The sequence below is a fragment of the Citrobacter sp. wls711 genome, from assembly GCF_005281055.1.
GTDB lineage: Bacteria > Pseudomonadota > Gammaproteobacteria > Enterobacterales > Enterobacteriaceae > Citrobacter > Citrobacter gillenii.
Map to the genome: position 1 here is coordinate 88,074 of NZ_SZXC01000009.1, position 24,317 is coordinate 112,390.

21 protein-coding genes are annotated in these 24,317 nt (G+C 41.8%); all 21 read left to right on the top strand.

Annotated elements, in window-relative coordinates; translation table 11 throughout:
• The first annotated feature begins 111 nt into the window (after nt 1–111).
• The 21 genes from cpsG (at nt 112) to FDW98_RS04940 (ending at nt 24,294) form a co-directional block, all read left to right on the top strand.
• A complete protein-coding gene (gene cpsG / locus FDW98_RS04840; protein WP_096756593.1) occupies nt 112–1,482 on the top strand; it encodes a colanic acid biosynthesis phosphomannomutase CpsG in 1,371 nt (456 codons plus the stop codon).
• Between the two features lie 54 nt (nt 1,483–1,536).
• On the top strand, nt 1,537–2,931 hold the full coding sequence (gene wcaJ / locus FDW98_RS04845) for an undecaprenyl-phosphate glucose phosphotransferase (RefSeq protein ID WP_096756594.1): 1,395 nt from the start codon (nt 1,537–1,539) through the stop codon (nt 2,929–2,931).
• A gap of 2 nt (nt 2,932–2,933) precedes the next feature.
• Entirely contained in the window at nt 2,934–4,412 is a 1,479-nt protein-coding gene (locus FDW98_RS04850) for an MOP flippase family protein (protein ID WP_096756595.1), read from the top strand.
• A 65-nt stretch (nt 4,413–4,477) separates the two neighbouring features.
• Nucleotides 4,478–5,758, top strand: a complete 1,281-nt coding sequence (wcaK, locus tag FDW98_RS04855; protein ID WP_096756596.1) for a colanic acid biosynthesis pyruvyl transferase WcaK — start codon at nt 4,478–4,480, stop codon at nt 5,756–5,758.
• A complete protein-coding gene (wcaL, locus tag FDW98_RS04860; protein WP_096756597.1) occupies nt 5,755–6,975 on the top strand; it encodes a colanic acid biosynthesis glycosyltransferase WcaL in 1,221 nt (406 codons plus the stop codon). Before wcaK ends, wcaL begins: the two co-directional genes overlap by 4 nt.
• Nucleotides 6,976–6,986: 11 nt before the next feature.
• The gene (wcaM, locus tag FDW98_RS04865) at nt 6,987–8,381 is read left to right on the top strand and encodes a colanic acid biosynthesis protein WcaM (protein ID WP_096756598.1); all 1,395 of its coding nucleotides are present in this window, start codon (nt 6,987–6,989) and stop codon (nt 8,379–8,381) included.
• Between the two features lie 164 nt (nt 8,382–8,545).
• Nucleotides 8,546–9,436, top strand: a complete 891-nt coding sequence (gene galF, locus FDW98_RS04870; protein ID WP_096756599.1) for a GalU regulator GalF — start codon at nt 8,546–8,548, stop codon at nt 9,434–9,436.
• Between the two features lie 730 nt (nt 9,437–10,166).
• Nucleotides 10,167–10,934, top strand: a complete 768-nt coding sequence (locus FDW98_RS04875) for an ABC transporter permease (protein WP_096756600.1) — start codon at nt 10,167–10,169, stop codon at nt 10,932–10,934.
• Nucleotides 10,934–11,674, top strand: a complete 741-nt coding sequence (locus tag FDW98_RS04880; protein WP_096756601.1) for an ABC transporter ATP-binding protein — start codon at nt 10,934–10,936, stop codon at nt 11,672–11,674. The genes FDW98_RS04875 and FDW98_RS04880 overlap by 1 nt, the downstream gene beginning before the upstream one ends.
• 32 nt (nt 11,675–11,706) lie before the next feature.
• Nucleotides 11,707–12,762: a dTDP-glucose 4,6-dehydratase gene (gene rfbB / locus FDW98_RS04885; RefSeq protein ID WP_096756602.1), complete on the top strand. Its 1,056-nt coding sequence runs from the start codon at nt 11,707–11,709 to the stop codon at nt 12,760–12,762.
• 1 nt (nt 12,763) lies between these two features.
• The gene (rfbA, locus tag FDW98_RS04890) at nt 12,764–13,627 is read left to right on the top strand and encodes a glucose-1-phosphate thymidylyltransferase RfbA (RefSeq protein ID WP_096756603.1); all 864 of its coding nucleotides are present in this window, start codon (nt 12,764–12,766) and stop codon (nt 13,625–13,627) included.
• Nucleotides 13,624–14,499 (top strand): dTDP-4-dehydrorhamnose reductase, encoded by an 876-nt coding sequence (rfbD, locus tag FDW98_RS04895; protein WP_096756604.1) that lies wholly within the window; start codon nt 13,624–13,626, stop codon nt 14,497–14,499. The genes rfbA and rfbD overlap by 4 nt, the downstream gene beginning before the upstream one ends.
• 4 nt (nt 14,500–14,503) lie before the next feature.
• Nucleotides 14,504–15,052, top strand: coding sequence for a dTDP-4-dehydrorhamnose 3,5-epimerase (gene rfbC / locus FDW98_RS04900; protein WP_096756605.1), 549 nt, complete (start codon nt 14,504–14,506; stop codon nt 15,050–15,052).
• A gap of 10 nt (nt 15,053–15,062) precedes the next feature.
• Nucleotides 15,063–15,470 (top strand): FdtA/QdtA family cupin domain-containing protein, encoded by a 408-nt coding sequence (locus FDW98_RS04905; RefSeq protein WP_096756606.1) that lies wholly within the window; start codon nt 15,063–15,065, stop codon nt 15,468–15,470.
• Nucleotides 15,454–17,058 (top strand): HAD-IIIC family phosphatase, encoded by a 1,605-nt coding sequence (locus FDW98_RS04910; protein ID WP_096756607.1) that lies wholly within the window; start codon nt 15,454–15,456, stop codon nt 17,056–17,058. The genes FDW98_RS04905 and FDW98_RS04910 overlap by 17 nt, the downstream gene beginning before the upstream one ends.
• 2 nt (nt 17,059–17,060) lie before the next feature.
• Nucleotides 17,061–17,291, top strand: a complete 231-nt coding sequence (locus FDW98_RS04915) for an acyl carrier protein (RefSeq protein ID WP_096756608.1) — start codon at nt 17,061–17,063, stop codon at nt 17,289–17,291.
• Complete coding sequence (locus FDW98_RS04920; RefSeq protein ID WP_096756609.1) at nt 17,281–18,261, top strand: GNAT family N-acetyltransferase; 981 nt, start codon at nt 17,281–17,283, stop codon at nt 18,259–18,261. The genes FDW98_RS04915 and FDW98_RS04920 overlap by 11 nt, the downstream gene beginning before the upstream one ends.
• A gap of 2 nt (nt 18,262–18,263) precedes the next feature.
• Nucleotides 18,264–20,813 (top strand): FkbM family methyltransferase, encoded by a 2,550-nt coding sequence (locus tag FDW98_RS04925; RefSeq protein ID WP_096756610.1) that lies wholly within the window; start codon nt 18,264–18,266, stop codon nt 20,811–20,813.
• A 13-nt stretch (nt 20,814–20,826) separates the two neighbouring features.
• Nucleotides 20,827–21,918, top strand: coding sequence for a DegT/DnrJ/EryC1/StrS aminotransferase family protein (locus FDW98_RS04930; RefSeq protein ID WP_096756611.1), 1,092 nt, complete (start codon nt 20,827–20,829; stop codon nt 21,916–21,918).
• Nucleotides 21,902–23,392 (top strand): glycosyltransferase, encoded by a 1,491-nt coding sequence (locus tag FDW98_RS04935; protein WP_096756612.1) that lies wholly within the window; start codon nt 21,902–21,904, stop codon nt 23,390–23,392. Before FDW98_RS04930 ends, FDW98_RS04935 begins: the two co-directional genes overlap by 17 nt.
• Before the next feature lie 5 nt (nt 23,393–23,397).
• Nucleotides 23,398–24,294, top strand: coding sequence for a glycosyltransferase family 2 protein (locus tag FDW98_RS04940; protein WP_226794672.1), 897 nt, complete (start codon nt 23,398–23,400; stop codon nt 24,292–24,294).
• Nucleotides 24,295–24,317 lie beyond the last annotated feature (23 nt).

Genomic DNA, 24,317 nt, shown 5'->3' on the forward strand with positions numbered 1-24,317 from the left:
CCTACAACACTGTAGGCCCGCTAAGCGCAGCGCATCCGGGTAATCAACAACAACCACCTATTTTGGCCATATTCCGGTCAGGGCCAACTGTTGCCTGAAGAAGGGTAAAACATGACGACATTAACCTGTTTCAAAGCCTACGACATTCGCGGCAGGCTGGGCGAAGAGCTCAATGAAGACATCGCCTGGCGCATTGGCCGCGCCTGCGGTGAGTATCTGCAACCGAAAACCATGGTGCTGGGCGGTGATGTCCGCCTGACCAGCAACGCATTGAAGATGGCGCTGGCAAAAGGGCTGCAGGATGCGGGCGTGGATGTGCTGGATATCGGCATGTCGGGTACCGAAGAGATTTACTTCGCCACCTTCCACCTCGGCGTGGACGGCGGTATTGAAGTGACCGCCAGCCATAATCCGCTGGATTACAACGGCATGAAGCTGGTACGTGAGGGCGCGCGGCCCATCAGCGGCGATAGCGGTCTGCGCGAGATCCAACGGCTGGCGGAAGCCAACGACTTCCCGCCTGTGGATGCGTCCCGACGTGGCCGTTACACCGTAATCAATCCTCGCGCGGCTTACATTGACCATCTGCTTGGTTACATCGACGTCAAAAACCTTAAACCGATGAAGCTGGTGCTTAACGCCGGTAACGGCGCGGCAGGCCCGGTGCTGGACGCCATTGAAGCCCGTTTTCAGTCTCTTGGTGTCCCGGTTGAATTGATAACAATCCACAACACGCCTGACGGCACCTTCCCGAACGGTATTCCCAACCCGCTGCTGCCGGAATGCCGGGCGGATACCCGTAATGCGGTGATTGAACACGGCGCGGATATGGGGATTGCCTTTGACGGCGATTTTGACCGTTGCTTCCTGTTTGATGAGAACGGCCAGTTTATTGAGGGCTACTACATTGTCGGCCTGCTGGCGGAGGCGTTTCTGGAGAAAAATCCGGGCTCGAAGATCATTCATGACCCGCGTCTGTCGTGGAACACGGTCGATGTGGTGACGGCGGCGGGTGGTAAGCCGGTGATGTCGAAAACCGGTCATGCCTTCATTAAAGAACGAATGCGTCATGAAGATGCCATTTACGGTGGCGAAATGAGCGCCCATCACTATTTTCGTGATTTTGCCTACTGCGACAGCGGAATGATCCCGTGGCTGCTGGTAGCGGAACTGGTGTGCCTGAAAGGACAGCGGCTTGGCGAACTGGTTCGCGACCGCATGGCGGCGTATCCGGCGAGCGGGGAAATCAATAGCACTCTGGCAGAGCCGAAGGTGGCGATTGACCGGGTAGAGCAGCATTTCTCCGGCGAGGCGCTGGCGGTGGACAGAACCGATGGTATCAGCATGTCGTTTGTCGACTGGCGCTTCAATTTACGTTCCTCCAATACCGAACCGGTGGTGCGCCTGAACGTGGAATCGCGCGGAGACATTCCGTTGATGGAAGCGCGAACGCGCACTCTTCTGGCGTTGCTGAATCAGTAATGCCGGTGCTTCCCTTGCCCTACAGTGGGCAAGGGGTGACTAACAGGAACCACGATGACACATCTAAAAAAGCGCCAACGCGCGAAAACCAATGCGTCGTTAATCTCAATGGTGCAACGCTTTTCAGATATCACCATCATGTTTGGCGGACTGTGGCTGGTCTGTGAACTGAGCGGTTTGCCCTTCCTGTACATGCACCTGCTGGTGGCGTTGATCACGCTGGTGGTTTTTCAGATGCTGGGGGGGATCACCGATTTTTACCGTTCCTGGCGCGGCGTCAAAATTTCCACCGAGCTGGTGCTGCTGCTGCAAAACTGGACGCTGAGCCTGGTCTTCAGCGCAGGGTTAATTGCCTTTAACAACGATTTTGATAACCGATTCGCCGTCTGGCTGGCGTGGTATCTGCTGTCCAGCGTCGGTCTGCTGCTGTGTCGCGCGTTTATTCGCTACATTGCAGGGTGGCTGCGCAATCGTGGATATAACACCCGTCGGGTGGCGGTAGCGGGCGATCTCCCTGCCGGACAGCTGCTGCTGGACAGCTTTCGTCATGAACCGTGGCTGGGCTTTGAAGTAGCGGGCGTCTATCACGATCCCGTCCCAGGAAAAAACTCCCGCGACTGGGCCGGAAATCTGCAACAGCTGGTGGATGACGCTAAAGCTGCCCGCATTCACAATGTCTATATCGCCATGTCGATGAATGACGGCACCCGCGTAAAAAAACTGGTGCGCGACCTGGCCGACACCACCTGTTCGGTGATCCTGATCCCCGACGTCTTTACCTTCAACATCCTGCATTCACGCATTGAAGAGATGAATGGCGTGCCGGTGGTGCCGCTGTACGACACGCCGCTGTCGGGCATTAATCGCTTGCTGAAACGCGCGGAAGATATCGTGCTGGCTTCGCTGATCCTGCTGCTGATTTCCCCGGTGCTGTGCGGCATTGCGCTGACGGTGAAGCTCACCTCAAAGGGGCCGGTGATTTTCCGCCAGACCCGCTACGGCATGGACGGCAAGCCGATCAAGGTGTGGAAGTTTCGCTCGATGAAGGTGATGGAAAACGACGCGGTCGTCACCCAGGCGACACAAAACGATCCGCGCGTCACCCGTGTGGGTAATTTCCTGCGCCGCACCTCGCTCGATGAGCTGCCGCAGTTTATTAACGTGCTGACCGGTGGTATGTCGATCGTCGGGCCGCGCCCGCACGCGGTGGCACACAACGAGCAATACCGCACGCTTATTGAAGGCTACATGCTGCGCCATAAGGTGAAACCCGGCATTACCGGCTGGGCACAAATCAACGGCTGGCGCGGGGAAACCGACACGCTGGAAAAAATGGAAAAACGAGTGGAATTTGACCTTGAGTACATTCGCGAATGGAGCGTGTGGTTCGATATCAAGATTGTTTTTCTGACGGTATTTAAGGGTTTTGTTAACAAAGCGGCGTATTAAACATGAGCTTACGAGAAAAAACCCTTAACGGTGCCAAGTGGTCGGCGATTGCCACGGTTTTCATCATTGGCCTTGGGCTGATTCAGATGACCGTGCTGGCGCGCATCATTGACGCCCATCAGTTCGGTCTGCTGACCGTGTCGCTGGTGATTATCGCGCTGGCCGATACGCTCTCCGACTTCGGCATTGCCAACTCCATTATCCAGCGCAAAGCGATTGGTTATCTTGAACTTACCACCCTGTATTGGCTGAACGTCGGGCTGGGTATGGTGGTGTGCCTGGCGATGTTCCTGCTCAGTGAGGTGATTGCTGATGTCCTGAATAACCCCGACCTGGCACCGCTGATTAAAACGCTGTCGCTGGCGTTTGTGCTGATCCCGCACGGGCAGCAGTTCCGTGCGCTGATGCAAAAGGACATGGCGTTCAACAAAATTGGCATGATTGAAACCAGCGCGGTACTGGCCGGGTTTACCGTGACCGTGATCGGCGCCCATTTCTGGCCGCTGGCGATGACTGCCATTCTGGGGTATCTGGTGAACTGCGCGCTGCGTACGCTGCTGTTTGGTTATTTGGGTCGCCAGATTTACCGCCCCGGGCTGCATTTTTCACTTGCATCGGTGATGTCGAATCTGCGCTTTGGTGCCTGGCTGACGGCCGACAGCATCATCAATTATGTCAATACCAACCTTTCCACGCTGGTGCTGGCCCGAACGCTGGGCGCAGGCGTGGCGGGCGGATTTAATCTGGCCTGGAACGTGGCGGTGGTCCCGCCCATCAAGCTGAACCCGATTATCACCCGCGTGCTGTTTCCGGCGTTTGCCAAAATACAGGACGACAGCGAAAAACTGCGGGTGAATTTTTACAAGCTCCTGTCGGTGGTCGGCATTATCAACTTCCCGGCGCTGCTGGGCCTGATGGTAGTGGCGAACAATCTGGTACCGCTGGTGTTCGGTGAGAAATGGCGCGCCATCGTCCCCATCCTGCAATTGCTGTGCGTCGTTGGGCTGCTGCGCTCTGTCGGTAATCCGATAGGTTCGCTGCTGATGGCAAAAGCCCGCGTTGATATCAGCTTCAAATTCAATGTCTTCAAAACCTGTCTCTTTATTCCGGCCATTCTCGTTGGCGGACATCTGGCAGGCGCGATGGGCGTGACGCTGGGCTTTTTGCTGGTGCAGGTAGTCAACACCATTCTCAGCTACTTCGTGATGATTAAACCGGTGCTGGGGCCGAGCTACAGGCAGTACATGCTCAGCCTGTGGCTGCCGTTTTATCTCTCCATACCGACGCTGGTGATTAGCTATGGACTGGGCATTGTGCTGCAGGGCCAACTGGCGTTAAGCCTGCTGCTGGGTCTGCAGGTAGCGGCGGGCGTGCTGGCATTTGCGGTGACGATTGTGCTGTCGCGCCACCCGCTGGTGGCGGAACTCAAACGCCCGTTTTGCCGCAGTGAAAAAATGAAAACCTTGCTCCGCGCAGGCTGAATTGGGTTTGTTGTAGGTCGGATAAGGCGACAGCCGCCATCCGGCAATGATTGAAAGAGGTCATGATGAAAGTATTAATTCTCGGCAACCATACCTGCGGCAACCGTGGCGACAGCGCCATTTTGCGCGGTTTGCTGGATGCCATTAACACGCTGCAACCGCAGACGGAAGTGGATGTGATGAGCCGTTATCCGGTGAGCTCTTCCTGGCTGCTCAATCGCCCGGTGATGGGGGATCCGCTGTATTCGCAGATGAAGCAGCACAATAACGCCGCCGGCGTAGTGGGGCGGGTGAAGAAAGTCCTGCGTCGGCGCTATCAGCATCAGGTTTTGCTCTCGCGCGTGACCGATTCCGGTAACCTGCGCAATATCGCCATTGCCCAGGGGTTTACTGATTTTGTCCGTCTGCTGTCGCGCTATGACGCCATCATCCAGGTGGGGGGATCGTTTTTTGTCGATCTGTACGGCGTGCCGCAGTTTGAACATGCTCTGTGCACATTTATGGCGAAAAAGCCGCTGTACATGATCGGTCACAGCGTCGGGCCGTTCCAGGATGCACAATTTAACCAACTGGCAAATTACGTCTTCGGCCACTGTAATGCCCTGATTTTGCGTGAGTCCGTCAGTCTGGACTTGATGAAACGCAGCGAAATCACTACCGAGAAAGTGGAGCACGGCGTCGATACCGCCTGGCTGGTTGATAATCATCAGGCCGATTTTGAACCCAGCTATGCCGTCCGGCACTGGCTACACACAGTGGCACAGCAAAAAACCGTCGCCATCACCCTGCGGGAGCTGGCGCCGTTTGATAAACGTCTGGGCACCACGCAGCAGGCCTATGAGCAGGCGTTTGCCGGGGTGGTGAACCGTATCCTCGACGAGGGTTACCAGGTGATGGCGCTGTCAACCTGTACCGGCATCGACAGTTACAACAAAGATGACCGCATGGTAGCACTGAACCTGCGTCAGTACGTTAACGATCCGGCCCGATATCATGTGGTGATGGACGAACTGAACGACCTCGAGATGGGGAAAATTCTCGGGGCGTGCGAGTTAACCGTGGGCACCCGTCTGCACTCCGCCATTATTTCCATGAACTTTGATACCCCGGCGATTGCCATCAACTACGAGCATAAATCAGCGGGGATTATGCAGCAGCTGGGGCTGTCGGAGATGGCGATTGACATCAGCTATCTGCTGGACGGCAGTCTGCAAACGCAGGTGGCCGACGTGCTCGGGCAGTTGCCAGCCCTCAGTATACGGCTGAAAGAGGCCGTGCAGCGTGAGCGTGAACACGGCATGCGCATGGTGCAATCGGTACTGACGCGCATTGAGGAGCAAAAATGAAGGTTGGCTTTTTTCTGCTTAAATTTCCGCTCTCATCTGAGACCTTTGTGCTGAATCAGATAACCGCGTTTATCGATATGGGTCATGACGTCGAAATTGTCGCATTGCACAAGGGCGATCTCGAAAACACACATGCTGCCTATGAGGCGTACCGATTAGCAGACAAAACGCACTGGCTGCTCGACGAGCCGCAAGGCAAGCGAGCTAAGCTGCAATACCGGGGCGTGGCGGCGTGGCAGGGCATTAGCCGGGCTGCGACCTGGAAAGCGCTGAATATCTCTCGCTATGGCGAAGAGGCGCGCAACCTAATTCTGGCGGCGATATGCGGGTTAACCCGTAAAACGTTTCATGCCGACGTGTTTATTGCCCACTTTGGACCGGCGGGCGTGACGGCGGCGAAGCTGCGTGAACTGGGCGTGTTAAGCGGCAAAATTGCCACGGTGTTTCATGGCATTGACATTTCGCACCGGGAGGTGCTCGCCCGCTATACTCCGGAGTATCAAACGCTGTTTCAGCGCGGCGATCTGATGCTGCCCATCAGCCATCTGTGGGCCGGAAGGTTAAAAAATATGGGCTGTCCGCCGCAGAAGATTGCCGTATCGCGCATGGGTATTGATATGACGCGCTTTACCCCCCGCGAGATGAAAGTGCCGGGAGAAACGCTGGAAATTCTTTCGGTTGCGCGACTCACCGAGAAAAAAGGGCTGCATGTGGCTATCGAAGCCTGTCGTCAGCTAAAAGCGCAGGGTGTGGCGTTTCGGTATCGCATTCTGGGAATTGGCCCGTGGGAGCGGCGCCTGCGCACGCTGATTGAACAGTATCAACTCGATGATGTGATTGAGATGTCCGGCTTTATGCCCAGTCATCAGGTCAAAGCGATGTTAGAACAGGCGGATGTATTTCTGCTGCCCTCCATCACGGGAGCGGATGGCGACATGGAGGGGATCCCGGTAGCGTTGATGGAGGCGATGGCGGTGGGGATCCCGGTAGTGTCTACTGTTCACAGCGGTATTCCTGAGCTGGTGGAGTCCGGTAAGTCCGGCTGGCTGGCGCCTGAAAACGATGCGCAGTCGCTGGCTGAACGGCTGGCGGCGTTCAGCCAGCTTGATAGTCAGGAGGTGACACCGATTGTGCTGCGCGCGCGTGAAAAAATCGCCACGGAATTCAATCAATACGCCATCAATAAACAGTTAGCCAGCCTGCTGCACGCGCTGTAAACCGAGGTTGTATGCCAGAGAAAAAACTCTCCCGACGTACCTTTATTACGGCAGGCTCTGCGCTTGTCGTACTCCATTCTCCCGCTGTAAGGGCGCTGGAAGCCGCGCGCAGCGTCAATATTCAGGATTATAACCCGAATGACTGGGTCGCTTCTTTCCTCCAGGCCTTCGCTGAGGGGCAAACCGTCGTGGTCCCTGCGGGTGTGGTCTGTGAAAACATGAATACCGGCGTATTTATCCCACCGGGCAAAACGTTACGCATACTTGGACGCGTGAGCGGCAACGGGCGCGGGCGGTTTGTTCTGCAGGAGGGAAGTCAGGTAACCGGGGAGGGCAGTGGGAGCCTGCACAATATCACCCTCGACGTGCGGGGTTCAGATTGTGTTATCAAAGGACTGGCGATGAGCGGTTTCGGCCCGGTGACACAAATTTATATCGGCGGCAAGACCCCGCGGCAGATGCGCAATCTGATGATTGATGATATCAGCGTCAGCCACGCGAACTATGGCATCCTGCGCCAGGGATTTCACAACCAGATGGACGGCGTACGGATCACTAACGGTCATTTTAGTGATTTGCAGGGCGATGCCATCGAGTGGAATGTGGCGATTAACGACCGCGACATTCTCATCTCGGATCATGTTATTGAGCGCATTAACTGTACCAATGGCAACGTGAACTGGGGAATTGGCATCGGACTGGCGGGCAGCACGTATGACAATAGCTACCCGGACGCGCAGGCGGTGAAAAACTTTGTGGTGGCGAATATCACCGGTTCTGATTGTCGCCAGTTAGTCCACGTGGAGAACGGCAAGCACTTTATCATTCGTAACGTTAATGCCCGCAACATCACTCCGGATTTCAGTAAGAAAGCGGGCATCGATAATGCCACGATAGCTATTTATGGTTGTGACAATTTCGTTATTGATAATATCAATATGAAACAGAGTGCAGGCATGTTAATTGGTTACGGCGTCATCAAAGGGCGATATTTATCTATCCCGCAAAACTTTAAGCTAAATAATATTCATCTGGATAACAGTCAGCTCGAGTCTACATTACGCGGTATTCAAATTTCATCAGGCAATGCAACGTCGTTTGTCGCCATTACCAACGTGGAGATGACGCGGGCGACGCTGGAACTGCACAATCAACCGCAACATCTTTTTTTACGCAATATTAAGGTGATGCAAAAATCCGCGGTTGGGCCCGCGCTGAAGATGCACTTCGATCTTCGTCAGGACGTGCGCGGCAAGTTTATGGCTAAACAGGACACGCTGCTGTCACTGGCCAACGTCCATGCGGTGAATGAAACCGGGCAAAGCTCGGTTGATATCGACAGAGTGAATCATCAGGTGGTGAACGTCGAGGCGGTGAATTTTCGACTGCCGGAGCGGGGAAGGTAATTTTACGACCATTCCTGGCTAAAGGGCTGCAGCTTGGGATTATGATTACTGCATTCTGGGGATAAGCGGCGTAACATACTCGCCAACTGAACGATGTAATTCATACTGGCTAAAACACGCTAAAAAGCTATAATTCAGCAACTATAAAATAGGTGAATGACTTAATGGTTAATTTGAAAGCAGTTATTCCGGTAGCGGGTCTGGGGATGCATATGTTGCCTGCCACGAAGGCCATCCCTAAAGAGATGCTACCGATCGTCGACAAGCCGATGATTCAGTACATTATCGACGAGGTTGTGGCTGCTGGGATCAAAGAAATCGTTCTGGTGACGCACGCATCCAAGAATGCCGTTGAGAACCACTTCGACACCTCTTATGAATTAGAATCACTTCTTGAGCAGCGCGTGAAGCGTCAACTGTTGGCAGAAGTACAGTCCATCTGTCCGCCGGGCGTGACCATTATGAACGTGCGCCAGGCGCAATTGCTGGGTCTGGGCCATTCTATCCTCTGCGCGCGCCCCATCGTCGGTGACAACCCATTTGTGGTGGTGCTGCCTGATGTTGTGCTTGATACGGCGAGTGCCGATCCGCTGCGTTACAACCTTGCCGCGATGGTGGCACGTTTTAATGAAACCGGGCGCAGCCAGGTGCTGGCCAAGCGTATGGATGGCGATCTTTCTGAGTACTCGGTCATTCAGACCAAAGAAGCGTTAGATAACGAAGGTAAAGTCAGCCGCATCGTTGAATTCATTGAAAAACCCGATCAGCCGCAAACGCTGGATTCCGATCTGATGGCAGTAGGGCGCTATGTGCTGTCAGCTGATATCTGGGCTGAACTGGAAAAAACGGAACCTGGTGCCTGGGGGCGTATTCAGTTAACGGATGCTATTGCTGAACTGGCGAAAAAGCAGTCTGTTGATGCCATGCTGATGACCGGAGATAGCTACGATTGTGGTAAGAAAATGGGCTACATGCAGGCATTTGTGAAGTACGGACTGCGCAACCTGAAGGAAGGGCCGAAGTTCAGGGGTCGAATTTTAAAACTGCTGAGCTAGTGCCACTGCAACTATCATTGCCCAGGATTTGCACCAAGTATCGCAGCAGTATATGTAAAGAGTAATGATTTGTCTGATACCCGCAGCATGCTGCTACAAATGTTTTTCATAAATTTCAAATACTAAAACAGGTAGGCCAGTAAGAAATTACTGGTCTGCATAGGGACATTTTTCTTGTCTACACCGTAAATACATAAGAGAATATCCGGCTTAGATATTCCTTAATTCAGGGGCTGTCTGTGATTTTTTAGCCCAACAAAACGTGAGCAGTGTCCTGGTAGCTGTAGAGCCAGTGCGGTAGCGTGCCCAATTCTCGTTGAATGGAGATGATATTATTCTATCATTTTGTTATTAACTAACTGATAAATAAGGTTTTTACGGGTGTTTGTGATGATTATAAAAATCACAATCATCGCCCCTTTCCTTGGGCAAGACATCAAATCGTACTTATCCGTTAAAACTTGAATTACGGTAGTTCTGGCTGCAAAGTGAACAGTGTTTGACTGGTAAGAGATTATAAGTATGTAACTATCCGATTTGAGTACGGTTACTACAGCTTATCTACACTTATAAGAGTCATTATCATATTAATAAATGAATCATACAGGGACATCGCTGTCTTAGAATTCAAATAATTTATTATATTGTTAAGATAAGTACTCTTGATGTAGTATGCTATTCTCCTTCTAACTCCATTATATTTATTTTGAAATGTTTAAGAGTCTATAATATGAAGTATAGTATTGGATATATTTATGATTTAATCTTGATTATTACGCAGAAAGAATTGAAAGTGAGATATAAAAATAGCATACTTGGCTATGTATGGTCTGTTGCAAATCCTTTATTATTTGCAATGATTTATTATTTCATATTCAAATTGATTTTGAGAGTTCAAATTCCAAATTATACAGCATTTCTCATTACTGGATTATTTCCATGGCAGTGGTTTGCTGGTGTAGTATCGTCATCGTTGTTAGCATATGTTGCTAATGCTCAGATAATAAAAAAAACACTATTTCCACGTTCTATAATACCACTAAGCAATGTGCTAATGGAGTTTCTGCATTTTATTTGTACAATTCCAGTGATTATAATTTTTTTGCAAGTCTATGGTATATCACCTACAGTAGAGTGGTTTATCGGAATTCCCATTATTTCTTTAGGGCAAATTATATTGCTCTATGGTTTTTCTCTAATTTTTTCTACTTTAAATTTATTTCTAAGGGATTTAGAACGCTTTATAACCTTAGGTATTATGTTGTTGTTTTACTGTACGCCGGTATTATATTCAAGTGATTTAATTCCAGAAAAATATAAATGGGTTGAGGTGTATAATCCATTAACTGCTATGATTAATAGCTGGCGAGATTTATTCCTCAATGGTTATCTAAATTGGGGAGAGATTACATCATTGTATATCATCGGGGTTGTGACTTTAATTATAGGTTTCATTATTTTTAATAAGCTTAAATTTAGATTTGCTGAGATTTTATAATGGAAAATGTTATCCAGTTTGTTAACGTTGTCAAACGTTATCCTCTCTACCATCATTTGGGTGCTGGTATTAAAGGGTTAATATTTAATCCACGAAATGCATGGAAGATGCTTAAAGAAAGGTCTTATCTGGCTATCGATGGTGTTAGTTTCAATATTAAAAAAGGTGAGTCAGTTGCTCTTATTGGTCGAAATGGTGCGGGTAAAAGTACGTCTCTAGGTTTGGTTGCTGGAGTAATAAAGCCAACTTCTGGTGACGTGATTGTTCATGGTCGTGTTGCTTCAATGCTTGAATTGGGTGGCGGATTTCATCCAGATCTAACGGGTAGGGAAAACATCAAATTAAATGCCTCCTTACTTGGTTTACGAAAAAAAGAAATAGAACAGAAAATAGATGAAATAATATGTTTTTCAGAGTTGGGTACATTTATTGATGAGCCAATAAGGGTCTATTCAAGCGGTATGCTAGCCAAGTTAGGTTTTTCTGTTATAACTCAAATACAGCCTGATATATTAATTATTGATGAAGTTCTAGCTGTTGGGGATATAGCATTTCAAAATAAATGCATAAATACTATCAATGCTTTCAGAGATAAAGGTACTACAATCCTTTTTGTCAGTCACAGTATGAGCGATGTGGTTAAAATTTGTGATAAAGTTGTATGGATTGAAGATCATAAAGTAAAAATGATCGGTGATGCAAAAAAAGTTACTGATGAATTTGTAAAAACAATGAGTTAATAAGCTCTAGTAATTCACTAATGAGAAATGTTATGAAAATATTAGTCACTGGGGGCGCTGGTTTTATTGGTTCTGCAGTTGTCCGCCATATAATCAACAACACAAATGATAGCGTCATTAATCTAGATAAATTAACTTATGCTGGCAATCTAGATTCGTTATCAGAAGTAAATTGCAACTCAAGATATTTTTTTGAACAAATAGATATTTGTGATGAAATAGAACTAGATAGAGTATTCAACCAATACCAACCTGATGCGGTTATGCATTTGGCTGCAGAATCACATGTTGATCGCTCCATTAATGGCTCTGCAGTATTTATACAAACTAATATCGTTGGAACCTATACTATGTTGGAGGCTGCGCGCAAATACTGGAGTAGTCTCAATAATGATAAGAAAAATAATTTTAGATTTCATCATGTTTCGACTGATGAAGTATTCGGTGATTTAGAAAATTCAGGACTATTTTTTACTGAGCAAACGCCCTATAATCCCAGTAGTCCATATTCAGCATCAAAAGCATCTAGTGATCATCTTGTACGAGCCTGGCACCGCACTTATGGTCTGCCGGTAATAATTACTAATTGTTCTAACAATTATGGTCCTTATCATTATCCTGAAAAGCTCATTCCAGTAATAATAATTAACGCGCTTTCAGGAAAAGACATACCGGTATATGGAGATGGACAACAGATTAGAGATTGGCTTTATGTTGAAGATCATGCAAGAGCTCTATATACGGTTGTAACAAAGGGTCTAGTTGGGGAAACTTATAATATTGGTGGGCATAATGAGAAAGCTAATATAGAAATTGTTGAAATAATTTGCACTATCTTAGATGAAATTATTTCTAAAAAAGTTAATGAAATATCTAGCTATCATTCATTAATTAAATTTGTTAAAGACCGTCCTGGCCATGATGTACGATATGCAATTGATGCAAATAAAATTGAGGTGGAGTTGGGATGGAAACCACATGAAACTTTCGAAACAGGGATAAAGAAAACGGTAGAGTGGTATTTAAATAATAAAAATTGGTGGGGCAACATCCTAAATAAACCTAATAATTTAAAAGAGAGTCAATAGCATGAAAGGCATCGTTTTATCAGGTGGTTCCGGCACCCGTTTATATCCAATTACGCGTGGAGTGTCTAAGCAGTTACTACCTGTATATAATAAACCTATGATTTTCTACCCACTATCGACGCTAATGTTAGCAGGTATAAGGGATATTCTGGTTATCACAACACCAGAGGATAACGAAAGTTTTAAACGGTTATTGGGGGATGGTCGTAGTTTTGGCATCAATATTACCTACGCAGTGCAACCGAAACCTGAAGGGCTAGCACAAGCTTTTATTATTGGTGAAAAATTCATCGGCGATGAAAATGTGTGCCTAGTTTTAGGGGATAATATTTTTTATGGTCAATCATTTAGCCAAATGCTAAGTAATGCGGCGAAAAAGAAAGATGGTGCTACCGTATTCGGTTATCAAGTCAAAGATCCAGAACGATTTGGTGTTGTTGAATTTGATAAAAATATGAGAGCAATATCAATTGAGGAAAAACCAATATCACCAAAATCTAATTACGCTGTAACAGGTTTGTATTTCTATGATAACCAAGTTATTGATATGGCAAAATGTGTACAGCCATCTAAACGTGGAGAATTAGAAATTACAACTATTAACCAGATGTATCTGGATAAAAATCAACTAAATGTAGAATTATTTGGACGTGGGTTTGCCTGGTTGGATACAGGTACTCATGAAAGCTTGCATGGCGCATCTTCATTTGTTCAAACGATTGAGGATGTTCAGGGGCTCAAGGTTGCTTGTCTTGAGGAAATAGCATGGAGAAATGGTTGGTTGTCAACCAATGAGGTATATGAAATAGCATTGAGTATGTCAAAAAACGAATATGGGAAATATTTATTAGAATTGATAAAATGAAAATATTGATACTTGGAGCTCAGGGGCAATTAGGTAAACATTTACATCATTTATTCAACGATAAGTATGACGTACTTGCTAAAGGCCGTCAGGAGTTGGATATCACCGACAAGGAATTGGTAATAAATGAAATACGTAGATTTCAGCCTGACTATATATTCAATGCCGCAGCATACACAAATGTAGAGGCAGCAGAAAGAGAAAGAGACGTTGCTCTAAGAGTCAATGGCACAGCGTTAGAATATATTGCTGAGGGTGCTAGGGAAATAGGGGCTATTTTATTCCATTTTTCAACTGATTATGTATTCGATGGAACTAGCTCCTACGCATACCATGAAAGTGATAAAGCATTCCCTATTAATTTTTACGGTAAAACTAAGTTAATTGGAGAAAAAAATGTCCAAAACAACATGGATAAATATTTTATAATTCGTACATCATGGGTTTTTTCAACGAAAGGAAATAGCTTTCCTCAAAAGTTATTACAACTTGCAATGAAAAATGAATCGCTTGATATCGTAACAGATCAATATAGTGCACCAACATACGCACCTGATATTGCGAATGCTGTCCTCGATATTATAGATCACATAGAGTATGGCAAAGAGTTCATGTATGGCATTTATCATTATAGTGGTTCACCATACACAAACTGGAATCTTTTTGCCAAAGAAATTATTAAACTTGCGCAGAAAAAAAAATTAGTTAACAGCAGTATAAAAGTAAATAATATATTGTCTGGCGATTTAGGATTATCGGCAAAACGGCCATTAAATAGCCGATTAGATTGTAGTAAAATCAAATCTATTTTTGGCGTTGAGCAAAAAAACTGGAATGATACGTTAGAAAATATAATACTTGACTTAAAGTGAATTTATGAAAGCTATTAGCACAAAATTCAGTGATGTTAAAATATTAGTGCCAACTGTTCATACGGATTCTCGAGGTCATTTCTATGAGAGTTATAACTCCGTTGATTTCGATACTGTCGTGGGTAAAGTTATTTCTTTCAAACAAGATAATCAGAGTAGAAGTAAAAAAGATGTGATAAGAGGATTACACTATCAATTACATCCTAATGCACAGGGAAAATTAGTTCGGGTTTTGAAAGGAGAGGTGCTTGATGTCATTGTTGATATTCGTGCAGGCTCTAAAACATTAGGTCATTGGTTTAGTATAAATCTTAGTGATGTAAATAACTATCAATTATGGATCCCTGAGGGTTACGCACATGGTTTTCTGGCATTGACGGATGATGTGGAGATTTTTTATAAAACGACCGCATACTATCATCCTGAAAGTGAAAGGACCATTAAATGGGACGACCCTGATATAGGTATTAATTGGGGGATTGACACCCCGATTATTTCATCAAAAGATGATAATGGTTGTTTGTTTAAAAATGCAGACTACATAGAAATTTAAAGGCTAGATAATGTATCAATTGATTGATTTTACAGAGATGGGAGATTCCAGAGGCGCGCTTGTGGCATTAGAAGGGGGAGTTCATATTCCTTTTGACCTCAAACGAGTTTTCTATGTGTATGGTACCAAAGGTGATGTGCCGCGAGGTTGTCATGCAAATCGAAAAACAAAATTTGTCCTGGTTTCAGTTAATGGCTCATGCACAGTAACTGTAAAGGACGGTGTCAATGATGTCGATATTGTTCTCGATAATCCGACGAAAGGATTATTCTTGGACAAAATGGTGTGGAAAGAAATGCATCATTTTAGTGATAACGCTGTTCTTTTAGTGTTATGTAGTGAACCATATGATAAACATGAATACGTTTTTGATTATGATGAGTATTTAATGGAGATTAGAAATGAATCAAACTTATGAACTCCAGAATTTTATATTTGAATCTAATCCGGGTAGACAAGAATTATTAAATTATAAAAAAAATAATGATGGAAATACATTTAAGGTCTACATATATCGAAATCACTCATTTGAAATAATTGAAAAGTCTATTTCTGCATTCTTAGATTTCGCAGAACTGAATATTGAGTTTGCTTATAGTGATTATGATGATTCATTATCTTTCTTTGAGCTTGATGTTGAAGCCGATCTTGTGATTATTTGGTTAGATCTGAGTCGGTATTTATCTGATGTTGATAGTTTTATCAAGCAACGGTTGGCAATCTTGAAAAATATCTATAAAAGGAATATTTTATTTTGCTACTATGGCTATGATATTGAAAATGACATCGCAATAGCTGATTCACAAATAACACTATACAATATAAGTAAATGGCGTGAAAAATTTGGTGACAAATACGAAGATCTAAGACTTGAACGATTCTCTGGAACCAAAATGAGTATGCCACTGATGCTGACGGTATCTAGAGACTTGGGTTTAAATTATCTACCATCTCTCCTAAGACCCTCAGTTAAATGTATTGTTCTGGATTTGGATAATACTCTATATCGAGGTGTACTAGGTGAGGATGGAGTTGATGGTATTGAATTAACCGAAGCCCATAAGCAACTACAAAAACGTGTTGCAGAGCTTGCATCGAATGGATTTTTTGTTTGCATTGTATCTAAAAATGATCAACGTGATGTTGATTTTCTTCTACGGAATCGTAACGATTTCTATGTAAACAGCAAAAATATAATAATCTCTAAGGCCTCATGGGATGCTAAGGCAAAAGCAATTTCTGAAATTGCGGAACAATTGAATATTGGCATTGATAGTATATTATTTATTGATGATAACATAGGAGAACTTCTTTCGGTAAAACAGATACATCCATCTATAAAAACGATCTTAGCAAAAGAGGATGCTACTGTTACATTAGATGTTCTGAATAATTATCCTGGCTTGTTAAAACGTGGTCAAACAAACGAAGACTCCTTGCGAAATATTGACTCTAAGGCTAACGAAGAAAGAAAAAAAATCATCGATGCAACGACAAAAGAAGATTTTATTAAACAGATGAATATTCAGTTAGATTTCATGATTGATCCTAAGAATGAAGCTTATCGTATTTCTGAACTTTCCAATAAAACAAATCAATTCATCTTTAACTACAAAAGATATACTACAGCTGAAATTGAAAATATTATAGATGCTAGAGAAAGTGTAGTTGTTGCTGTTTCAGTTAAAGATAAACTGGCAAACTCTGGAATCGTCGGAGTATTGGTATTAAAAAATGACAAAGAAAATCAATGCGCGAAGCTTGAAGAATGTTTTGTTAGTTGCCGCGCTCTGGGTCGAGGAATTGATGATATTATCGTGTTAGGAGCAATATCTGTTGGCTTAAAGCAATTAGGTATAAAAGTGCTTCGTGCTAGCTACATAGAAGGCGAACGAAATTTACCAGCAAAAATATTCTTCGATTCAAAATTGGAACAGTATTTAACTCCTTCAGTTTTTGAATATACGATTCCAAATGAACTTGTACAAATTAATATTAAGGATTAATAATGCGTAATAAAATATTTGAGATTATATCTACCGTTGCAAAAAAAAATGTTAGTGAAATTATTGATAATTCTGATCAGAAAGGGCTGTGGGATTCGTTTACTCACTTAGAGCTTATTTTGGCACTTGAGGAAAAATTTAGTATTATGTTTGAGCCAGAAGAAATATCAGAAATGTTGACACCAGAACTTCTAATCAGAGGTGTAGAGGATAAGTTGAATAATGAATCATAACATCATTATCGATGGAGCATCATATCGAATTCGGCCAGTAAAATTATCAGATGCAAAATTTATAATTGATATACGTTTGGCTGATGCTGAACGGAATAAATTTATCAATAAAATTTCTCATGATATTGAAACTCAGGAAGAATGGATTAAGAAATATTTAAACCGGAATAATGACTATTATTTTGTAGTGGAAAATTTATTTTCAGGGAATCCAGAAGGTCTAATTGGAATTTACGATATTCAAAATGGACGTGGCGAGTGGGGGCGTTGGGTAATCGAGAGATCGAGTCTTGCTGCAATTGAAAGTGTTGACTTGATTTTTAAGGCAGCGTTTGATTATATCGGATTATCTGAGGTCTATTGCCGCACTATTACAAATAACCATGCTGTTGTGTCTTTTCATGACTCATTAAATGAGTTAAAACGTGGTGTGATTGAGAATCATGTAAAATTGGATGACGTTTTATTTGATGTCGTAGAGCATTTTGTTCCAAAAGATTATTATTATGAAAATATACGTGAGGTTTTAGAAGGTAAGTCATTATTTATTTATAAAAGAAATCTTAGGAAGTATTTTGGAGATTTAGAGTTCCACCATATTGGTGTTGCAACCTCAGATATTGAGAAAGAGTTTAGTTGCTATCGAACTTTTGGATATCGCCGAGAGGGTAAATCTTTCACCGATGAGATACAGGGGATTAAAGGTCAGTTTATTGTAAGTGACAACGGACCTAGGCTCGAACTTTTGGAGAATTTACCAGGAAGAAATACATTAGATAAATGGATAGATGCTAATGTTAAGAATTATCACTTTGCTTACAAAATTAAAGAATTTGATTCGATGCTGGAATCTATTAGGCATAAAAGAATTCGTGCTTTAACAAAACCAGAAATTTCGGTGTATTTTAAAAAACGTATTTGTTTTTTTGTTCTTCCGAATAAATTTATCATTGAGTTTATTGAGGTGTAAAAATGGTCGGGACGCCTGTTAAAGTTGTTTTTTATTTCCCTTGGAATGAAGTTTCAGGTGGGCCTATTTATCTGACAAGGCTGGCAGATAAACTAGCAGAATTTGATGACTATGAAGTATACTATACAGATTATGAGAATAGTCTTTCTGATAGTCTTATAAAAAACACTAAGGTGAAAAAAATAGTTGTTTCTGTTGATGATTTTTCAATAAAGCAACCGTTCCCGGTCATTCTTATTACACCTATTTATTTTGCAGGTTGGATACCTGAATTACACCCAGATAGTAAAATTGTATTTATAAACTGGCATATGTGCTGTGTGTCAACCCTGCAGTATAACTGGCGTATCTCGGATAAAGACATGCAAGTTTTTCTTCGACTTGTACGGGATACATCCTCTGTTTTCTTTTGTGACGAGTCGCATCGCTTAGGACAAAATACTGATAATATAGTTTTCTCTAAAGATATTGTTCCTATTAGTTTGCCTAAGAAAAGTACAAGAGCATTAACTAGTCTTATCTCTCAGGATAATTACAATATTGCTGTGTTAGGAAGGCTCTGTACGGATAAAATTTATAGCATCATAAATTTGTTAGACAATATTGAAAAACTTGATATTGAAAGTAAAGTTAATGTGCATATAATTGGCGATGGCCCAGATAAGGAAATTATCAATGAAGCCCATTACAAAAAATCAAATGTTATATTTGTAGGCACACTTTCCAGCGAAGAGCTTGAAATATACTTGACACAGTATGTTGATATACTTTTCGCGATGGGAACGTCAGTCCTTGAGGGAGCAGCCCTTTATCTACCTTCAATAATTATCCCGCACAATATGCATCCCATTAGTTGTGATAGCTATGTATATTTGCAGGATTCGAGTGGATATTGTCTAGGATGGTATGATGACCAGTTCGATGAACTACAAATCACACCTATTTCTTTGAAATCAATATTTGATGATATTTATATAAATAACAAGAAAGCTATTCTTGGTCAAATGGCTTATGAATATTATGAAGCCAATCATAGTATTGAAAATACGATCAAACCATTTAAAAACATATTACAAAACTCATCTCTTTTTTACCGTGATTTTTGTAATTCAACTAAGAATTTTGTCCCTGTTATAAAATCAATTAACTTATTAGGATTCCCAGTTTTCGACCTGTATAAAGGAAAGTTTGGATATTTATATGCGCGGGTATTACAAAAAATAAATCTCTTTCATTTTAGGCCAATGCCTGATTCACCTTGGAAAAGATTATATTTCATGGGACTTCCATGTTTTGAGATTGCATATCTTGGGGGTAAAAAATTTAAATTCCGTTTCCTTAGCCAAATTCGTAATCAAATTACTATGCAAGGTCAGCATCTGACAGCTTTAAATATGCATATCAAAGAAGAGCTGAAAAAGGAAATAGAGTTTTCCAGAAAATATCCTACAGACACTAATTTTATCGAAGTGGTAAGTCATTTGCATCAACAGATTCTCAATATCTCTGGAAAATTAGATAAGTTATCTCTTGAAAATAAAGATATGATGCAAACGCATATTGCTGAGTTGCATAATTCAATTTCCTCTCAATATTTAGAAATAAAAACAAATAACCAATTGTTATTGAATAAACAAATCCAGCAGATGGATACTTGTGAGAAACTTCTTTCTGAGGAGTCACTAAGTTATTTTTGTGGTGATATAAAAAACGATTATATTAATCTTATTTCTGGTCTTGATGATGAAAGTGTTCGTGTAGTTAATAGAGTTATATCAAGAATCCAAAAATACCGAGAGCAAGGTACCAGCTATTTTCATTTCACTATGGAGGAGCGGGACGCACTAAGCAAAATAGAAGATCAGCATGCCTCAAGTATCATCAGACTTAATTGTGAATATTTTGCCTATGCAAGATATATCATCCCCGTTAAGTTAATAACTACTACTGTATTCTACTATAAATATTTCATCAACGAATTATTAGACGATGCTAAATTTAAAAATAAAGCTATCATTGACGTTGGTGGAAGTTTTGGTGACTCAGCTTTAATTTTTGCACATGAAACGAAATCAAAGGTTTACGTTTTTGAACCAACAACAAAAATGTTTAATCTTGCAAAAAAAACAATTTCAGAGAATAATATAAGTAACGTTGTATTGAATAAACTTGCACTGGGTGATAAAAATGAACACTTAGAAATATCAATTAATGATGATTTTTCATCATTAAATCGAGAAAATGGGAATGTGTATCAAACAGAAAATGTAGAAGTTATAACTCTTGATAGTTATGTTGAAGCTAATAGCATCGATGTTGGCTTAATCAAAGTAGATATTGAAGGGTTTGAAAAGAATTTTCTTAAGGGTGCAGAGGAAACGATTAGAAAACAAAAGCCGATTCTAATTATAAGCATATATCATAGTGCTGAAGATTTTTTCACAATAAAAAATATCATAGACCGATACAACCTTGGGTATAAATTTAAAATACGTAAGCCTTCTGATAAGTCTATAATTGTCGATACAATGCTAATCGCTGAAGTTTATTAATTTAGAGGTGATAATGATTAAGTTTTTAGATTTGAAAAAAATTAATGATAAATACGGTGTTGATATAAATGCTGCTATCAGCGAAGTTCTGGACAGTGGCTGGTATTTACTTGGCCAAAAAAATAATGAGTTTGCCAAGAACTTCGCCGAATTTTGCGGGGTAAAATATTTCGTAGGTGTTGCCAACGGGCTTGATGCAATAAATTTGATCATTAGGGCATATGATTTCAGTAAAGGCGATGAGATTATTGTTCCTGCAAACACCTATATTGCCTCGATTTTAGCAATTTCTGAAAACGGTTGTACTCCAGTATTAGTTGAACCTAACATCAATACTTACAACATTGATGTGGATTTGATAGAGCAACATATCACAGAAAAAACAAAAGCTATTTTGGTGGTTCATTTATATGGACAATCTGTGCAGATGGAAAAAGTTTGGCAATTGGCAGAAAAGTATAATTTAAAAATAATCGAAGATTGTGCCCAAGCTCACGGCGGTTTGTATCAGAATCGGCGGATCGGTAATTTGGGTGATGCCGGAGCATTTTCATTCTATCCTGGTAAAAATCTTGGAGCTTTAGGTGATGCTGGAGGTATTACGACAAATGATTTGGAGTTATATAAAAAGATTAAAGCAATAGCAAACTATGGATCTGAAATCAAGTATCACAATATTTATAAGGGTGTTAATTCGCGATTAGATGAAGTACAGGCTGCAGTTTTAAATGTTAAATTGCCTTATATTGATGTGGATAATGAGTATCGTCGTAAGATTGCTGAATTCTATCTGAATAATATTAATAATACTCAAGTTATATTGCCTAATGTTGCAGAGCGCCTTGCTCATGTTTGGCACATTTTTGCTGTTCGTGTTGCTAATCGCGAAAATTTCATTACATATCTTAAAGAGCATGGTGTAGAAACACTTATCCATTATCCAATACCTCCACATAAGCAGGTAGCTTATAGAGAATGGAATCATTTAGCGTTTCCAATAACAGAAAAAATTCACGCTGAAGTGGTTTCATTGCCTATTAGTCCTGTAATGACTATGCTAGAGGTTGAGAAAGTTGTTGGCCTAATAAATGAATATAAAGGATAAACTTGCCGTATTTCTAGAGGAAGACCGAGCCCATTTTATGAGTTTAACTGACCGGGCTCGGTCAACTAGTTTTTTTTTAAAGAAATTTATTCTATATAAAAGGGCTATTAAACTGGCTGTAAGAGGAAGCGTTGGGATTTACGGATCATCAGAAATTGAAAATTTTTTTATTTCGGTTGCTAATAAATTTAATGTTGAACTTCCTCAGTCCTATGAAGAAAAATCTATTTTACACGTTGTGAGTGAATGTTACGGTGTTGGTGGGCATTCAAAGGTAGTTGAAAGGTGGATTAACTATCATGCTCCAGGTGAGAAGCATTCGATTTATTTTACTCGCATGAAAATGAATAAAGTCAATGATGTTTTTTTTCGTTGCGTAAAAGAGACTAGAGGTGAGGTATATACAGGTGAGAAGCATTTCTTTGATGTTGGCAATGCTTTACATTTGAGACGTATTGCTATGAAGTATGAACGAGTTATTCTTCATACTCATATGGATGATATCATTCCTCTTCTGGCGTTTGGTTCTGAGCAGTTTAAAAGGACAGTCATATTATATAACCATGCCGATCATTTGTTTTGGATTGGGGCAAACATCTCACATCTCATCTGTGAGACTCGTTCATGGGGTATGATTTTCTCTAAAAATTATCGAGGGATTTCTGAAAACATTGTGCTTGGAATTCCAAATAATAATAATTTAAATGTCCGTAATGGGCTAGAAGTACGAAAATATAAAAAAGTCAAAGTAATTACAAGTATTGGAATGCCACATAAATTTTTAGACATACCAGGAGAATTCTCATTATTTGATTACATGACCGCTATTCTTAAGTCCCGTGATGATGTGGTTTTTAATATTGTAGGACCAACTCCATCTGATTATCCTGAGTGGTTAAACTTGATAAGTCAGTACGGTGATAGAGTGAAAATGCATGGCAAACTAATTGGAGATAAGTACAGGCGGTGTATTAATAATAGTGATATTATTATTGATAGCTTCCCTATGAGCGGCGGAACGGCATTGAGTGATGTTGTTGAGTCAGGCAAGGCTACACTATCTTTATGCTGCGTAACTGGGCATCTTGATTATACATATCAAACAGAATCTTATTGTGCAACGCCTAAAGAGTTAATTGATAAAACTCATAAATTACTTGATGATGCTAAATACAAAGAACATCTTATTTACTCTTCTTTCGAAGCTTTTAGTAAACATCAAAGTTTATTTCTATGGCAATCGAAAGTTAAAGCTGCTTATAAGTTAGCTGATGGTAATAGAAAAACCGGTGTTAAAAATACGCTTCAAGAAATGGTAGTCGATTTTAGTCTTCTCGATAGATTCATATATTTATTTAACGCGAAACCTCGTGTTTTATATTGCCATGGCAAGAAGGTTAAGGTGTGTTCTTATTTTATTAATGGGCGGAGACGATTCAGGATATCTTTATTTAAACTCAATATGACAATTTGAATACGATGAAAAATAGATGTTTTCTTGATAATTTTGAGTATGATGTTTTAATTTGCACTTACAATGGAGAAAAATACATTGAAAGCCAAATTGAAAGTATTTTAGAGCAAGAAATTAAACCGCAAAAGATAATTATTTCAGATGATGAGTCTACAGATTCAACGCTCTTTCGTTGCGTGTCATGTTTTAATACTCACGAATATACAAATTTTCAAATAATTAAAGGGCCATGCAATGGGATAGCGAATAATTTTTTTCATGGTGCTAAATATTCAACCTCTGAATATCTTTTCTTTTCTGATCAGGATGATGTATGGACAAAAGATAAGGCTGTTATATTTGCTGATTCATTTACTAGTATAAATAATACTGTTCCTGCGCTCGTTTTTTCGGATTCATATATAACTGATGAGAAGCTCAGGGTATTGAGTGATAGTTTTATTAATTCTGCCAGTTTGAATATTGACATTTTACTTGACGATTCTATTTTGCTTGAAAATTGTGTACAAGGAGCCTCATCTGCCATTAATGCTGAGCTTCGCGATTTACTTTTGAAATCATTGACTTGTATTGAAGTTGAATCTATTAGTATGCATGATTGGTGGCTTGCTATCTTGGCAAAATACTTTGGGGTAGTAAGTTACATTGATAAGCCATTACTTTACTACAGACAACATGGTGGTAATCAAGTTGGTGCTAAGGAATCTAAGAGTTATGTTGGGTATGTAATGAGTATCTTCCAGCAAATAAAAAAAACAAAACATTATTTGCGTCAAATGGATCAGTTACTTAAAGTAGTTAATCATGCCAGTGCCTTTAATGCTACCCCTCTCTATAAGTGTGAGTATGAGTTTGAGAAGATAAAACTCATTAAACGAGTATTTTATTTATTGCTCAAATAAAAATTTTGACGATGTGATAACGA